This is a genomic window from Prevotella scopos JCM 17725 (assembly GCF_018127785.1).
Classification (GTDB): domain Bacteria; phylum Bacteroidota; class Bacteroidia; order Bacteroidales; family Bacteroidaceae; genus Prevotella; species Prevotella scopos.
Genome location: NZ_CP072390.1, coordinates 1,511,149 through 1,528,558, shown reverse-complemented (window position 1 = coordinate 1,528,558; position 17,410 = coordinate 1,511,149). Strand labels below are relative to the sequence as shown.

Sequence of the window (17,410 nt, the reverse complement as noted above, 5' to 3'; positions counted from 1 at the left end):
AACCTTTCGTATGAAGAAGAATTTTTTATATATAGCATGTAGTTGTGCTTCTATTTTGCTCGCATCCTGTTCTGACTACTTAGAGACTCCACCCTCTGTCGACTATGGAGAGAATGAAGTTTTCTCAACTCGAGCAGATGCAGAGAGATTATTAACAACGCTCTATGCAGAAGGAATGCCCTATGGCTTTTGTATGAGTAGTTCTAATACAGATCGTCGTTTGTTGTCTTCTTCGACCTTAGCTTCAGCTTGCGATGAGGGAGAAGATGTTGCAACTTGGGCGATGGGCAATGCTGCATGGAATGCAGGCAACCATACAAATAGTAACTTTACATGGGACGAAGATTGTCGCTTTTATTTAAGAAACCATACAACACGTGTTGCAAATCTTATCTTAAAGCGTATTAATGAAGTGCCTTTTGATGAAGGTGATCCTGAATTTAATAAGCGTGCTACTGGCGAAGCTTATTTTATGAGAGCCATGCTGTTATGGGAAGGTGTCTATCGATATGGTGGTATGCCAATCGTAAGAGAGGTGATTGATCCAACAGACTTCTCAGAACGTCCTCGTAACTCGTTCTCTGATTGTGTTGATTCTATTCTTGTTGACTGTGATAGAGCAACACAATTTCTCCCTGATTACTATACTGATGAGTCAAAGTTAGGTCGTGCTACACGCATAGCAGCCTTAGCTTTGAAGGCAAGGGTTCTACTTTATGCAGCAAGTCCATTGTTCAATACGAACAGATCTTATATGGCATTCCCTGGTCACGAAGACCTCATTGGTTATGGAAACTATGATAGAGAGCGTTGGAAGAAGGCAGCTGATGCAGCTAAGACAGCTATTGATGCAGCAGTTTCTTCAGGACATTATAAGATTCATAATACTGGTAACCCAGAGAAAGACTATGAAGATGTATGGACTATTCCTAATAATGAGGAAATCATTTTAGGTAATATGAAGTACAGAAACTTCAAGACAACAAATCGTCCTTTGGTTGCAAACTTGCCTACTTGGGCTATGAACAAGGCATGGGGAGATGCAGGTTTATATGTAACATTCAATTTTGTTCAGCGTTATGAGAAACGCGCAGATGGTCAGCCTGCTGATTGGAATATGAATGGTGGTGATAACCTCATTGATATTTATAACAGTCTTGACCCACGTTTCAAGCAAACTATTGCTTATCATAGCAGTAGCTGGAATGATGAAATCCCATTTATCAACTTCCTCGATGGAGGTTCTGAGAAGTCTGCTATGGACCGTACAGCTCATTTGCTTCATAAATGGGTTCCACGTAGTTTACATGTAAATGGCAGTAATTCTACCGATGTACAGTGGCCTGTTTTCCGTTTGGCAGAACTTTATTTGAATTATGCTGAGGCACTTAACGAATATGAAAGTACACCTTCACAAGCAGCTTACGATGCTGTTAACCTTGTTCGTGCACGTGCAGGTATGCCAGACTTCCCTGCAGGTATGCCACAGGAGGCTTTCCGAACAAAGCTTCGTAATGAACGTGCAGTAGAGTTGGCATTTGAAGATCATCGTTTCTGGGATATCAGAAGATGGCTTATCGCTGGTGACGAAGGAGTGATGAAGGGTAAGTTCTATGGCTTGAAGATTAATTCAACAGACGGTAATAAGACACATATCCATTATCAACCATATGTGTTTGAACACCGTTTTTGGAATGATAACTGCTACTTGTATGCTATTGACCAGAAAGAAGTCAATAAGGGCTATCTCATTCAGAACCCTGGATGGTAATAACGTGTAAATCTTAATGTAAAATAATTGAACAATGAAATATAAGATTCATATCATAGGAGGTGCTCTTATGCTATCCAGTCTTTCTGGATATGCACAAGAAATCACTGATACAACAGTCGTAAATGTAGCTTATGGTGTACAGTCTTCAAAAACACAGTCGGCTGCTATTTCTACCGTAAAGGGTGAGCGCCTCATGGAGATTACATCACCAACGGTGGGTAACTCGTTAAAGGGAATGCTTCCTGGACTATCGATTCTACAGAAATCGGGTGAGCCTGGTTACGACTTCTATATGGAGAATATGTTCACACGTGGTGTAAGTTCGTTCAACAGCAAGCAGCAGATGCTTGTCTTTGTTGATGGTTTTGAAGCTCCATTAGATAACATCTCTGCCGAAGAAATAGAGTCAGTATCTTTATTGAAAGATGCTGCAGCCTTGGCTATCTACGGTTCAAGAGGTGCAAATGGTGTTTTGTTGATTACTACAAAGAAGGGTTATCATTCTTCTCCTAAGATAGGTTTTCGTATGCAGACGGGTATCCAAATGCCAACAATCATGGATACACCGATGGATGCTTACAATTATGCACGCCTGTATAATCAAGCACTTGAGAATGATGGAAAAGCGGCTTTATATACGAATGAAGCACTTGCTGCTTATCAGTCAGGAAGTAATCAATATCTTTATCCAAATGTGAATTGGAAGAATCAGTTGTATAAGAATACCACACCACTGACGATGGGCGAATTGTCTTTCCGTGGTGGTGGCGGTGGTCTGAACTACTATGTAATGGCTGGATTAATGCATAATGATGGTATTTATCGAGGAACAGATTCAAAGCAACGAGAGAATGCCAATGTAAACTATGCACGTTATAACTTCAGAGCAAATTTAGATGTTGATATCACAAAGTATTTCCGCACGTTCCTTTATTCAGGTGTGAGCTTTGCAGAGAAGACAACACCGGGTGCTGGTGGTGCAGATGATTATTTGAAGTCTGTTTGGACGACTCCCCCTAATGCTTTCCCTGTTTACAATCCGAATGGAAGTATTGGTGGAACATCATTGTATACCAATCCTGTTGCAAATCTTTTGAACAGAGGCTTGTATAAGGAGAACTCTCGTTCGTTGCAGGTTATCTTTGGTTTGCAGTATGACTTCAGTGCGCTCGTTCGCGGTTTGAGTGCCAAGGTAATGTTTGGTTATTACAACTTTATGGCTGAATCATCTCCAAAGACACGTGACTACGCACGTTATTCTCTGGCTCAAACAGGTGTTGATGCACAAAATAACCCTGTTTACAATTATACTCAGTATGGCTCAGATGCAGCTTTGACAGCTACAGAAGGCTTCAGAACCAGTCAGTCACGTATAGGTTTACAAGGTCAGATTGATTATCAGCGTCAGTTTGGAGATCATGGTGTTCATGCTATGTTGTTGATGCACAATGACCGTTATCAGGTGTATGATGTACGTGATGACGAATGTTATGTGAACTTTGCAGGCCGTCTGTCCTATGATTATCAGAAACGTTATATTGCTGAAGTTGTAGCTTCTTATATGGGTACAGATAACTATGCACGTGGTCGTCGTTTTGGAGTATTCCCAGCAATGTCAGCAGCATGGGTCGTTAGTAGCGAATCGTTTATGAAGTCTTTGTCATGGGTTGATTTCTTGAAGTTGCGTACTTCTTATGGTCTTACTGGTAACAATCAAACTTCTGCTCGCTATATTTATGATGAGTCATACGGTGGTAGTGGTAGTTATCTGTTCGGCACAGGTAGCTCGCAGTCTTCTGGTTTCACAGAAAAGACTTTGGCAAACCCATTTGTAACATGGGAAAAGAAGCGTATGTTCAATGTTGGTATTGATGCTACACTTTGGAAAAATCTTTCTGTCAACTTTGATGTCTTCCATGAGGTGCAGTCTGATATCCTTGCTTATCCTTATGCGCAGGTATTGGGTATTGTTGGAGCTTCTTATGGTAGTATACTACCTTTGATGAATGTGGGTAAAGTGACAAACCACGGTTTCGAGCTCAAAGCACGTTATCAGGGTAAGGTTCGTGATAACTTTTCTTACTTTGCTGAGGCTGGAACATGGTATGCTATGAGTCGTGTTGATGAGCAGGGAGAAGATGTTAAGCCAGAAAGCTACCTTTATAAGAAGGGTAATTCTGTGTGGAAACCTATTGTTTTAGAGGCTGATGGCTACTATACAGCAAATGATTTCGATAGCAATGGAAAACTTAATGCTAATCTTCCGCAACCTCGTTTTGGACGTGTTGCACCTGGAGATATCAAGTATAAAGACTATAACAATGACCAGGTAGTTGATGAGAATGATGCTCATCCTATTGGTAATAGTACTGTCCCTGCATGGAATTACATGTTTAGTGGAGGCTTTAAGTACAAAGGTTTTGATTTCAGTGTAATGTTCCAAGGTGTTGCGCAGCGTGATATCTATCTCCGTGGAGCGAATATCTACTCTTTCCAAAACAACGGTACAGCATCTAATTTAGCACTTGATAGTTGGACTCCAACACATACAGATGCTTCCTACCCACGTTTGTCAACGATGAATTTCAGCAATAATTATCGCACTTCAACCTTCTGGCGTCGTAATGGAAGCTTCTTGCGTCTACGTAATGTTCAGGTAGGATATGAACTTGCAAATTCCGTTACACGTGCATTGCGATTAAGTAGTGTTTATTTCTACGTGAATGCTACCAACTTGTTCACACTGGATCATCTTGGAAAATTGGGTGATGCTGAGCAAGATAACCTCTTAAGCTATCCACTTATGCGTACTGTTAGTGTAGGTTTAAAGCTTGCATTCTAATTTATGTCTTATATTAGAAACTTTATTCTATGAAAACAAAGTTTTTTTCAAATATTATCATCCCAGTGTCTATCAGCACTGCACTGGTTCTAAGTTCATGTAATAGTCTTTTGGACCGTGAGGAAGATTCGTTTATAGATAAGACTGCAACGTTTGATTCTTACAATAGAACAAAGCAATATCTTACCTATGCTTACTCACTGCTTCCTGAGGGATTGAACCGTTTGTCAGATGGAGCTATGTTAGATGCTGCAACAGATGATGCCGAGTTTGCTATAGAAACAGCAAATGTTCAACAGTTTAATAATGGCTCTTGGAGTGCTTTGAGCAATCCTGATGACCATTGGAATCGTTACTATGCTGGTATCTCTAAGTGTTGTACTCTACTGGAAAACACCAATCATGTCAATCTTGATATTACACGATTGGACCCTAATAAGCAGGTTGAGTATGCTAATAACTTGAAGGATATCCGTATGTGGCGAGCAGAGGCTCGTTTCCTTCGTGCCTACTTCCAATTTGAATTGTTGAAGCGTTATGGTCCAACTCCAATTGTTACCTCTACGCTCAGTCTCAATGAGAATTATGAGAATACTCCACGTCCAAACATGAAGGAGGTTGTAGACTTCATCGTTAAAGAGTGCGACACGGCTGCAGATACACTTGAACTGACACCATGGCGTAATAATAATGATGCTTTTGGTCGTGCAACGAAGGGCGCAGCGTTGGCTTTGAAGAGTCGTGTGTTACTTTATGCTGCCAGTCCTCTTTACGTTAATTTTGGTGATTTAAACGAATCTAATAAGCCGTCTGATGCTTCTCTTTGGAAGGCTGCAGCTGATGCGGCTAAGGCTGTTATCGACCTCAATCAATATGAGTTGGCTACCTCTTATGGCGATTTGTTTAAGAATGACTTCCAAAATAAGGAATATATCTTCGTACGTAGATATGGTGCAAACTCAAGTTTTGAAAAGAGTAACTTCCCAATTAGCTTTGGTGGAAAGGGGGGAACTAATCCTTCACAAAACTTAGTTGATGAGTATGAGATGCTTGACGGAACAGCCTTTGATTGGAACGATCCTGCTAAAGCAGCACAGCCTTACATAAATAGGGACGCACGATTGGCTGCAACAATCTTGATGAATGTAGCTTCTTTCAAGGGAAAGAATGTAACTACTTTCCCTGGAGGTGCAGATGCAAGTCCTAATCCAAATGCAACCAAGACTGGATATTACTTGCGTAAGTACCTCAATGAGGATGTTAATATTCAGACTGGAGGAGGTAGCGGTGGTCATGTTGTCCCATTGTTCCGCTTGGCTGAAATCTATTTGAACTATGCTGAGGCACTCAATGAATATGACCCTTCTAATCCTAATATTGCTATTTATTTGAATAAGGTTCGTAATCGTGCTTCACTTCCAAATGTCGTAAGTGGACTTTCACAAGATGAGATGCGTAAGGTTATACAGCATGAGCGTCGTGTGGAGTTGGCTTTCGAGGAGCATCGTTCTTGGGATGTACGCCGTTGGAAAATTGCTTCTTCTACACTTGGTTCTCCACTTATGGGAGTACAGATTGCCAAGAAGGCTACAGGTGGATTTACCTATGCACCTACAGAAGTAGAACATAGAGTTTTCCAACCTAAAATGTATTGGTATCCAATTCCAGAGTCTGAGCTACTCAAGCTGAAGAAATGGAGTCAAAATAGAGATTGGTAATATAATTACTGCTGTCCGATAAAGCCTTAACACGATTGGTGTTGGGCATGAACACCACACGTGCTGAGCACCAGCTCCACGATATAAGATGGTAAGATAGGGGCATTACTTACATTAAAAATAGAGTAAGACACTAATAACTAACTTACAAGGACATGGTTTGTCGGACAGCACTATAACAAAATTAGAGCATCATGATAAAGTTAAAGAATATCTTTACTATGTTGTGCGTCTTAGGCGTTGCAGCTTGTACAGAAAATAATATAGCCTACGATGAGGTTGTGAATGTGCCAGAGGGAATCTATCTTTCAGGTTCTTCATCAGAGTTCTCTATCCCAATTGAGACAGGACGACTAATTGCTGGCTCTCATGCTAATATGTTAAGTCTTAAGGCTTGGTTGAAGAAAGATGGTCGCTTTCAGATTTCCTTTGTGGGTACTGATGGAAAACCTATTGTTTATGGAAAGGGAAGTGAGATTCCGCTTTCTAACGCTCAGGCGGCAGCTTATAGTTTGACAGAAGGTGGTGAAGGCTTCTCTGTTCCTTCAGAAGGACTGTATCAGATTGTTGTTAATCAGCAACGAAAGGAATTGACCATCATTCCTATTCAGTTTACAATGAAGGGTGATAATGCGCTTACAGCAGATGGAAGTACGGCTATTCCACTTAATAATGTTACTTATGACAAGCTTACGCACGTTGTGACTTGGAGCAATGCTGACTCAACTCAGCAGCTCTTGCCAAGTAAGTATGTCTTCAATATGAATGATGGTACAACTTTGTATCTGCGTGATAGCGAAACGGAGGTTGACACTTTGTCGGCTGTTTTCACTGGTACTGCTTTGGCTGAACGTGCCAATCAGCTCAATGATAGTTATCAGCCATTGACAAATAAGTCAAATGTTAAGTTGAAGTTCCCTTTGAAAGGACAGTACAGTGTTCAGGTGCAATATAGTGTTTTGACTGGTAAGTTTACTGCACGTATGGGTGGTAAGGGTGTTGAAGTTACTGGACTTTCCAACGAACTCTATATGGGTGGTTCAAACTTCGGTGCTTGGAACACGAATGGAGTTGTAAAGATGGCGCCTGTAGGTGCTGTTGGCAATGGTGAGTTCTGGCGTTTATGCTATCTGCAGGCAGGACAAACAGTAGAGTGGGCTATGTCAAAAGATGGTTCACAGGCTTTCTCTTCATTGGCAACAATGCAGGGAGTTACTGTGGATGGTAGTGGTAAGGCAACTGTAAATACCTCTGGACTTTATTTGGTTTATGTTAATTTAGACCGTAAGTTGATTTCTTTTGAAACACCGAAGGTGTATGCTTCGGGCACTGCATTAGGAGATAAGGAACAGGCTTTAGAACTCAATGGTAGCAACTTATCTGTTGAGACAACTGAGACAGGACAGCTTAACTTCTTTGCTAATTCTGAACAGAATGCACGTGATTGGTCAACTATGATGTTCACAATTCGTAATGGAAAGGTGGAATATCCTGGTGTAGCAACGAGTGAAGCAAGTGTATTGCCTGTAGCGAAGGGTACAAAGGTAAGCCTTGATATTGCTAATAATACAGCTGACTTTGGTGGTACAACTCCTGAGAATCTTATTCCAGAAGGTGTTAAACACCTCTATATGACTGGTGATGACTTTGGTAATTGGGATTGGAGTTCTCCAGAGGTAGCGTCATTTGAGAATGGTTATGCGGGTGACTCTCGTTGGTTCTATATCACTTATCTTCGTGGAGGGACTGCACTTGAGTTCTCAACAGAAAAGGCATTCGGTAAAGGAAACTTTGCACAATTGAAGACACTGACAGACTATACTGTTGCTAACAATCGTGCAGTCGTTCCAAGTGATGGTATTTATATTGTCTTTGTAGCCTTGGATTCTCGTGATATCGCTATTCAGCCACTTAAGTTATCGGGCGATTGTGGCGGTGCTCCAGTAGTATTTGCAGCGAATGCTGATGGTAGAACTATGAGTGCAACGATTACGAATGGGGGTAGAATGCGTATTTATCCAGATATTCCTGCGTTCAAGAACGCGAAGAAGTTTAGCTCTTGGAAACGTGAGGTATATGTTAATCCAGAAACAAAGGATTTTCTCTATCGTAAGAATGGTGAGGGAGAACCTAATAAGGATTATGTTTGGAAAGCAGGAACAAAGGTTACTATTGACTTCGTAACAAAGAAAGCTACCATCGTAGAGCCTTAAGGTTCTTAATGTAACGAACTTATACTCTCTATCAAATGATTAAGCGAACTCTATCCTATAACATTAAATTCCCCCTGTTATTGGGATAGAGTTGCTTAAAATAAAAGTAAAAAGAAACTTTTCAAATAAAATAAAACAAGCTTATGAGGATTCTTATTTCAATGATTTGCGTCCTAAGTATGGGTGTAATCAACGTAAGAGCGCAGTCGGAAGTATCTGAGGTTCCTACTTTACCAGGGTGGAAGAATTTGCCTGGTGATGAGTTTAATGGTACTTCTGTAAACAAAAAGATATGGGGACTATATGGTGACCCTAAACGAAACTATGCCAATGATGCCTATGGTAATAACCCTGGACAGGGTATGGCACAGACTTATCGTGAGCAAATGGTTACGGTAAAGGATGGTATTCTAACTATTCGAGCTACACGTGACCCAATTAATACGGGAATCAGTAAACCAGAAGTTCCAGATCCTTATGTGGATTATGGAGTTATTCCTCGTTATCCACTAAAGCCTAATCACAATGGTACAAACTTAGGATGGTGGTCAGGCTTCTTGTCCAGTAGGGATGTTAAGCGGTATTACCCACTTTATTCTCGCATCGAAATAAAGGCAAAGGTACCTTATGAAATTGGAACTTGGATGGCATTATGGCTTCGTCATCGCTTAGGTGCAAGTACTTTTGAGGTAGACCTTTTAGAGTTCTTTGTGAATGATGACAATGCTGATAAATGGAATAATTGGGAACAGCATACTTATAAATTCAAGGGTAAGAGAACGCTTCATCAGTCTGTGCATGGATTGGGTTGGTTTCAAGACAAAGATAAAAAGCTCACGCTCACAAACAAATATAACTATAATCCTTTCTCTGAGCGTGTAAGAGAAATCTCTTTTGATCCTGCTGCTGATTTTCATGTGTACGGTGTACAAATGGACCCTGTACCGGGTGATTCGTCTAAACATATTGCTATAAGTTTCTTATTAGATGGAAGAGTACGGTCGGTATTCTCTACAAAAGATTATGTTATTGACGGAACTTCTATTTATAAATACAATGAATTTCTAAAGAAAAAATATACCGCAGACATTGATAGCGTTTGGGATGTAGCTATAAATGGTGGAATTGGTGGTACGCCTGATGAGGATGGTGGTGGTATTCTTTATCCACACATGGATCCTAAGTATGGTGGTGACCCTAATAAAGTTCCTCATAATTATGAGATGAATGTTGATTGGATGCGTATATATAAACGTGCTAATCAACCATTGTGGCTTGGCTCTACACCTGTTAGTTGGGATTGGAAGACCAAAACGGTTGAGTTAGTAATTCCTGCAGAACGCTTTACTAATCTGAAAGTAGGCGACCAGCTGGTGATGGATATTGATACGCTGAGTGCATCAGAACATCGTGAATCTGGTAAAATAAAGCTTGATATCTATGATAAAAAAGGTGAAAATATTATTGCAGTAAGACCTGAACTTGCTCAACTCGATGCACAGGTGACTTTTGTTGTCAATACAGAGGAACTTTGCAATAAGCTAAAAAGCGAGGGTTGTATGTTGAAGGGTGAGAATCTTCGACTATTCTCCGTTTGCCGTTCTTCTAAAGATATTGCAAAATGGCTTGGTTTTAAGCAAATTAGTTGGGGTGAAACACTCATCCCTAAAGAGCAATTTAAGGATGTAGAAGATAAGTACCAGTTAGAAGTCATTGTAAGAGATGTTAAGCCAGATGCAAAGGTTTTCTTACGTCAAAACAAGAATCCAGAGGAGGGACAGCGTGACAGACCAGCTCTTTCATCTGATAAACCATACGGTAATATTATCAAGCTGACAGAGGGTGCTGATGAGATGGCCTATGTGTTTACGATTAATGCTGCTGCTGCACAGGAACTGAAGAATAACGGTTTAGCTGTGACAGGTAATGGATATTACTTGCGTAGTGTTCGTCTGATTAATAATGCCAGTACGGCTGTGAACAATATAATAACCACAGCTCAGCATGATGGTGCTGTTTATACCCTTGACGGGATTAAGGTAGCCGAACGGTGGGGGGCAAACACGCTTACACGTGGGGTCTATATTGTTGATGGACGTAAGGTAATCATTAAATAACTTGTGAAAATAAACATTCTATAAATATAATTGCTATAAGTAAAGTGCTTTTTTCTTGGTGACAAATTGCAATGCGTGTAAGGCTCCGCACCATTGGTGCTGGGCGTCAACACCATTGGTGCTAAGCATCAATACATAGGTAGGAAATTGTATGAAAGGACCGTTAATGTCATTATGTACATAATAAGATACTAATGTTTCCCTTTAAGAGAAGTTTTTACACAATAGCAGAATATAAAAAATGTACTTAATAAAATATGAGAAAATCCACCTTCTCTCTCGTGCGTCGTAGCAGTTTTGTTCTGCTATTACTACTGTGTTTATATCGTTTAGAAGGACATGCTTTTGAACGTAACTTATGGGATGATGGTTGGCGGTTTGCCATTTGTCAAGATGATAGTCCTCAGCAATCAGTATTCGATGATAGTGCTTGGCGGTTATTAGACCTCCCACATGATTGGGCTATAGAAGAAGACTTCCATGCTCTACACCCATCGGGGGCTAATGGAGGAGCCCTTCCTGGTGGTAAGGGATGGTATAGAAAACACTTAGTCTTACAAGATAAGGATGCAAGTTCACGTTATGCGCTTCATTTCGATGGTGCATATATGAACACTTCTGTTTATGTAAACAGTCAGCTTGTGGGTACTCGACCTTATGGATTTATTAGTTTTAGCTTTGACCTTACACCTTATCTTAATAAGCAGGGAGATAATGTTATTGCAGTGAAGGTTGATAACTCCCATCAACCTAACAGTCGTTGGTATACGGGATGTGGTATTTATCGCCATGTCTATCTTATGAAATCAACGGATGTTCGCGTAGCCCAATGGGGTGTACAAGCTATCACAGAAGTGAAGAAAGGTGTTGGAAATGTAATGCTTAATACGCAGATAGAGAATCTTAGTGGTCGTAATCGTCGTTTGATAGTACGTCAAAAGGTTTGGAATAAGAATCATGAAGTTGTTGCTCAAAGTTCTAAGGCTCTTAATGTTGTGGCTTCAGCTACAATGGTTAGTCAGCAAATGCGTGTGCAGAAACCTAAGTTGTGGTCGCTTTCTTCTCCTTATCTCTACACTGTTACAACAGAAGTTCTTGAGAATGATCGTGTCATCGATTGTGACACTTTCAAGTTAGGTCTTCGTACTGTAAAGTTTGATGTTCAAAAGGGATTCTTCTTGAATGGTGAGAATATCAAGATTAATGGTGTTTGTCTGCATGGTGACTTGGGTTGTTTAGGTGCAGCGATTAACGAAGATGCTCTTCATCGTCAGGTTAAAATGATGATGGAGATGGGTGTTAATGCGATAAGATGCTCACACAATCCTCCAGCTCCAGAGTTACTGAATCTCTGTGATAGTTTGGGTGTGTTGGTTGTTGATGAGTCCTTTGATAGTTGGTTACAAGGAAAGACCCCTTATGACTATTCATTGTATTTCAAGTCATGGTTTGAGCGTGATCTGAGAGATATGGTGCTGCGTGATCGCAATCATCCTTCGATTATTCTTTGGAGTATTGGTAACGAGGTCTTGGAGCAATGGAATAAGGTAAATAACTCAGGAATGGCATTGGAGGATGTTAATATCCTATTGAATAATACAAGGGATAAGTCTGCTCTCTCACAGGGTGATACCCTCAATCTTAATTCAAAGCTTACCCAGGCTTTGGCTGCTATAGTTCGTCGTTATGACCCGACCCGAATGATTACAGCTGGATGTAATGAAGTATCGCCTAATAACAACTTATTTAAGAGCGGAGCCTTAGATGTGATAGGCTTTAACTATCATCAGAAAAAGGTGAAAGATGTACCACAGAATTTCCCTGGTAAGCCTTTCCTGATGACCGAAACGGTTTCTGCTTTGCAAACACGTGGCTATTATAAGATGCCAAGTGATTCTCTTTTCCGCATGCCGGGCAAGAAACGACCGTTCACAGATCCTACTTTCCTTTGTTCTTCTTATGACAATTCTTGCGCTTATTGGGGTTCTACACATGAGCAAACATGGGATGTTGTGAAGCATACTCCATATTGTGCAGGACAGTTTATATGGACAGGCTTTGATTATATCGGTGAACCTACGCCTTTCAATTTCCCTGCTCGTAGTAGCTATTTTGGAATAATCGACTTAGCAGGTTTCCCTAAGGACTGCTACTATATGTATCAGAGTGAGTGGACCGACAAACCTGTTTTGCATCTTTTCCCACATTGGAATTGGATAGAAGGACAGACAATCGACCTCTGGTGTTATTATAATCAAGCTGATGAAGTTGAGTTATTCATTAATGGAAAGTCGCAGGGGGTACGCCAGAAGCGCAATGATCATGAATATCATGTGGCTTGGCGTGTAACCTTTGAACCTGGTGAAGCATGCGTTGTAGCAAGAAAGAATGGTAAGGTTGTTGGTGAACAGGCACGGAAGACAGCAGGTACTCCTCATCACATTCGTTTGACTCCAAATCGTCAGGTGCTAAAAGCGAATGGTAGAAGCTTATCGTTTGTATCGGTAGAGGTTGTTGATAAGGATGGTAACCTTTGTCCATGGGCAGAGAATAATATCCATTTTTCATTATCAGGAGATGCGAAGATAGCAGGTGTAGACAATGGAAGTCCGTTCTCATTAGAGCGTTTCCAAGCTAATGAACGTTGTGCTTTCTTTGGCAAGTGTTTGGTTGTAGTACAGGCAGGAAAGAAGCCTTCTAATATTCAACTCACTGCTAAGGGAGTTGATTTAGCTCCACAAACAATAAATATTAAGTCTGAATAATATAACAACTGCAATTATATGAAACGAACTATTGTAGCTATTGCTTGTGCAATTGGCTGTTTCTGTGTAGGTAATGCACATAATGTAAATTCTCAACTTCCTCAGAAACGAGAGAAAAAAGAAGTTAAGGTGGGAGATAGTGAGACAAAGTTTGTGCATGAACTTATGCAGAAGATGACGCTTACAGAGAAGATAGGGCAATTGTCTCAATATGTAGGAGGAACGCTTTTGACAGGTCCTCAGAGTGGAGCTCTTTCTGATTCGCTCTTTATTCGTGGCATGGTGGGGTCAATACTCAATGTCGGAGGGGTTGATAATCTGCGAAAGTTGCAGGAGAAGAATATGCAGTTATCACGTTTGAAGATACCAATTCTCTTTGCTTTCGATGTTATTCATGGTTATAAAACGATATTTCCAACGCCTTTGGCAGAATCATGTACGTGGGATTTAGATTTTATGTATGAGACTTCCAAAGCTGCAGCTATAGAGGCTTCTGCATCAGGTATTCATTGGACATTTGCCCCAATGGTTGACATTGCACGTGACCCGCGATGGGGTAGAATCGTAGAAGGTGCTGGTGAAGATACTTATCTGGCTTGTAAGATAGCTGAAGCACGTGTGCGTGGTTTCCAATGGAATCTTGGTAAACCTAACTCAGTTTATGCTTGTGCCAAGCATTTTGTAGCCTATGGTGCTCCACAAGCAGGACGTGATTATGCACCAGTAGATATTTCAATGTCTACTTTGGCTGAGGTTTACCTGCCTCCATTCAAGGCTTGTGTTGATGCAGGTGTGAAGACTTTTATGTCAGCTTTTAATAGTCTTAATGGTGTTCCTGCAACTGGTAATCGTTGGTTGATGACCAATCTACTGCGCAATCAATGGAAATTCCAAGGTTTTGTAGTAAGCGATTGGAATGCTGTACAAGAGTTGAAAGACCATGGTGTAGCTGCAACGGATGAAGAAGCTTCCCTTTTGGCTTTTAATGCTGGTGTAGACATGAATATGACAGACGGTTTATATAATCGTTGTTTGGAAAAAGCCTTACGTGAGGGGCGTGTCGATATAAAGGCTATTGACGCATCAGTTGAGCGTATTCTGCGTGCGAAATATGCCTTAGGCCTTTTTGAAGATCCCTATCGTTTCTTTGATTCTAAGCGCGAACGTACTGAAGTTCGTTCTAATAGTGCTATGACTTTGGCTCGAAAAGTTGCTGCATCGTCAATGGTTTTGTTGAAAAACAGTCAAAGTACACTTCCTCTTTCTAAGCATACAAACCGCATTGCTCTCATCGGTCCTTTGGTTAATAATCGTTCTGAGGTGATGGGATCGTGGAAGGCACGTGGTGAAGACAAAGATGTTGTGACAGTATTAGAGGGTATTAAGAATAAGTTGGGTAGTGCTGTAGCTATCAATTACGTACAAGGTTGCGACTTCTTAGACCCTTCAACGCAGGAGTTTTCGAAAGCCTTTGAAGCAGCAAAGCAAAGTGATGTCGTGATAGCTGTTGTTGGTGAAAAGGCTTTGATGAGTGGAGAATCACGCAGTAGAGCAGTCCTTCGCTTGCCAGGTCAGCAAGAAGCACTCCTTGACACACTACAAAAGGCTGGTAAGCCGCTTGTTGTTGTGTTGATGAATGGTCGTCCTCTCTGTTTGGAAAAGGTTGATAAGCAGGCAGATGCTTTGCTTGAAGCTTGGTTCCCTGGTACACAATGCGGTAATGCAGTAGCTGATATTCTCTTCGGTGATGCTGTTCCTGCAGGTAAGTTGACAACCTCTTTCCCTCTCTCTGAGGGACAGATTCCAAATTATTATAATTATAAGCGTTCAGGAAGACCGGGTGATATGCCTCATAGTTCAACGGTTCGTCATATTGATGTTCCTAACAGAAACCTCTATCCTTTCGGTTATGGCTTGAGTTATACGAAGTTCTCTTATGGTGAGATACAATGTGCAAACGAGTTTAATGTTGATGGTACACTACAGATTTCGGTTGATGTTACCAACACTGGTGGTTATGATGGCGAGGAAATCGTACAACTTTATGTAGCAGATAAGCATGCTTCTATGGTTCGTCCAGTGAAGGAGTTGAAAGGCTTTAAAAAGGTTTTCATACCAAAGGGTGAGACTGTGCGCGTAGACTTCACTCTCAATGCTCGTGACTTAGGTTTCTGGAATAATGAGATGCAATATGTAGTTGAGCCAGGAATCTTTGAGATTATGGTGGGAAGTAGCAGTGAGGATTTGCAGAAGAAAGAAGCTATTTGGAAAGGAGATAAGTAAATAAAAGAAGCGTAAAGGAATTGTTCGGTAAGGTTCTTATGTATAGGTTCATCTTTGGTGGCTTATAGTATGATGGGTTATAATGATATTCAAGAGACTCACATATCATCTTCTATAGTTGTGTTGTTGCCCAGCACCATTGGTGTTTGTGGTTAACACCAATGGTGCGGAGGGTTAAGCATAATGCAGGATGTCTCCAAAGGAGATTAAACTTTGCGTTAGGACGGACTTATATTGGACAGCTTTAATACGAAATGATGGTATATAAAGTTCTATTTGTTTGTGAGGAAAAGCCAGTATAATAGTTGTGGCTGATTGTGCAGTGACCTTTTTATATCAAAAAAGTTGTATAAAATATAGTACTTTGTATGCTGTCTTGCGTATTATTTATAGATTCTTTTTTAGGAAAAACGATTAATGATTTTAAGTAAAAGTAGATGAAACATTTATTGTTAGGTTTATTGTTGCTGCTTTCATTTAGTGCCAAGGGCATTGAGGTAACTCATGGCCCTTGGATTTGCGACATGGATAGTACAAGTGTTACAATTGTTTGGGTGACAGACAAGCCTGGAAAGGCGTGGGTTGAGATAGCACCAGATGGCCCTGACCATTTCTATGGTAAGGCTCGTCCTCGTTATTATGATATTCTTGAGGGGCGTAAGGTGCTCACCGATAGTGTTCACCGCGTTCATATTGAAGGTTTAAAGCCTAATACAAAATATCGTTACCGCGTTTTCACACAGGAAGTTGCTGAGTGGCGTTATGATGATTGGGTGACATTTGGTAAGACAGCTTGTACTGATGTATGGCGTGGAAAACCTCATGAGTTTACAACCTTCCCTGCACAATCACGTGAAATAACATTCTTAGTACTAAATGATATTCATGAACGTGCCAAGTTTATGAAGGATTTATGTAAGAATATCGACTTCAAAAAACTTGATTTTGTGCTGCTTAATGGCGATATGTCAAATCGTTTGAGAAGTCAGCAACACATGATGGAGGCTTATTTGGATACTTGTGTGAGCATGTTTGCTACTCATACTCCTTTATTCTTCAATCGTGGAAATCATGAACTCCGTGGTCAGTTTGCTGATTATCTCTATCGTTATTTCCCGACTAATTCAGGTAAATACTATCGTCTACAACATGTAGCAGGTGTTGATTTCTTGTTCATAGACTCTGGAGAGGATAAGCCTGATGAGGATATAGAATATAGTGGCATTGTAGATTATGATCAATATCGTGTTGAGCAGGCTCGTTGGTTGCGTCAACTTCGAGAGGAGAAGAAAGTGGGTAAATACCCATTGGTTGTGTTTTCGCACATGCCACCAACACTTGAGAACTGGCATGGTCCATATCACATGCAGGAAACATTGACACCAGAACTTAATAAGATGAATGTGTCTGTTATGCTTTCCGGTCATCTTCATGCCTTTGGCTATCAGAAACCAAATGAGATAATAAACTTCCCTAACTTGGTTAATAGTAATAACACCTATTTGTTATGTCGTATTGCAAACGGCAAGATGGAGGTGGATTATGTGGGACTTAATGGTAAGGATAAGAAGCATTTCACGTTCCTAATGAAATAGATTCTTCTTTTAGGTTAAATATAGGTTTTATGTGGATTACAGATTTGATAATATTTTATTATCATTTTGTAATCCATTTTTTTATTCAGATATCAAAATCGAG

Annotated in this window: 8 protein-coding genes; all 8 read left to right on the top strand. The window is 40.6% G+C overall.

Translation table 11 applies throughout. The features are described 5' to 3' along the window. Window positions 1–10 precede the first annotated feature (10 nt). The 8 genes from J4856_RS11710 (at window position 11) to J4856_RS11675 (ending at window position 17,307) form a co-directional block, all read left to right on the top strand. Entirely contained in the window at window positions 11–1,771 is a 1,761-nt protein-coding gene (locus J4856_RS11710; protein ID WP_025839639.1) for a RagB/SusD family nutrient uptake outer membrane protein, read from the top strand. Window positions 1,772–1,805: 34 nt separating this feature from the next. Then, window positions 1,806–4,616: a SusC/RagA family TonB-linked outer membrane protein gene (locus J4856_RS11705; RefSeq protein WP_025839640.1), complete on the top strand. Its 2,811-nt coding sequence runs from the start codon at window positions 1,806–1,808 to the stop codon at window positions 4,614–4,616. Between the two features lie 29 nt (window positions 4,617–4,645). Continuing rightward, a complete protein-coding gene (locus tag J4856_RS11700) occupies window positions 4,646–6,334 on the top strand; it encodes a RagB/SusD family nutrient uptake outer membrane protein (protein ID WP_025839641.1) in 1,689 nt (562 codons plus the stop codon). A 194-nt stretch (window positions 6,335–6,528) separates the two neighbouring features. Next, the gene (locus J4856_RS11695) at window positions 6,529–8,547 is read left to right on the top strand and encodes a cadherin repeat domain-containing protein (RefSeq protein WP_025839643.1); all 2,019 of its coding nucleotides are present in this window, start codon (window positions 6,529–6,531) and stop codon (window positions 8,545–8,547) included. Window positions 8,548–8,690: 143 nt separating this feature from the next. Continuing rightward, window positions 8,691–10,664 carry a glycoside hydrolase family 16 protein gene (locus J4856_RS11690; protein ID WP_025839645.1) on the top strand — a complete coding sequence of 658 codons (1,974 nt, stop codon included), beginning with the start codon at window positions 8,691–8,693 and terminating at the stop codon, window positions 10,662–10,664. Window positions 10,665–10,921: 257 nt separating this feature from the next. Next, window positions 10,922–13,429, top strand: coding sequence for a glycoside hydrolase family 2 TIM barrel-domain containing protein (locus J4856_RS11685; protein WP_025839646.1), 2,508 nt, complete (start codon window positions 10,922–10,924; stop codon window positions 13,427–13,429). An 18-nt stretch (window positions 13,430–13,447) separates the two neighbouring features. After that, entirely contained in the window at window positions 13,448–15,712 is a 2,265-nt protein-coding gene (gene bglX, locus J4856_RS11680; protein ID WP_065367694.1) for a beta-glucosidase BglX, read from the top strand. Between the two features lie 437 nt (window positions 15,713–16,149). Continuing rightward, window positions 16,150–17,307 (top strand): purple acid phosphatase family protein, encoded by a 1,158-nt coding sequence (locus tag J4856_RS11675; protein ID WP_065367695.1) that lies wholly within the window; start codon window positions 16,150–16,152, stop codon window positions 17,305–17,307. Window positions 17,308–17,410 lie beyond the last annotated feature (103 nt).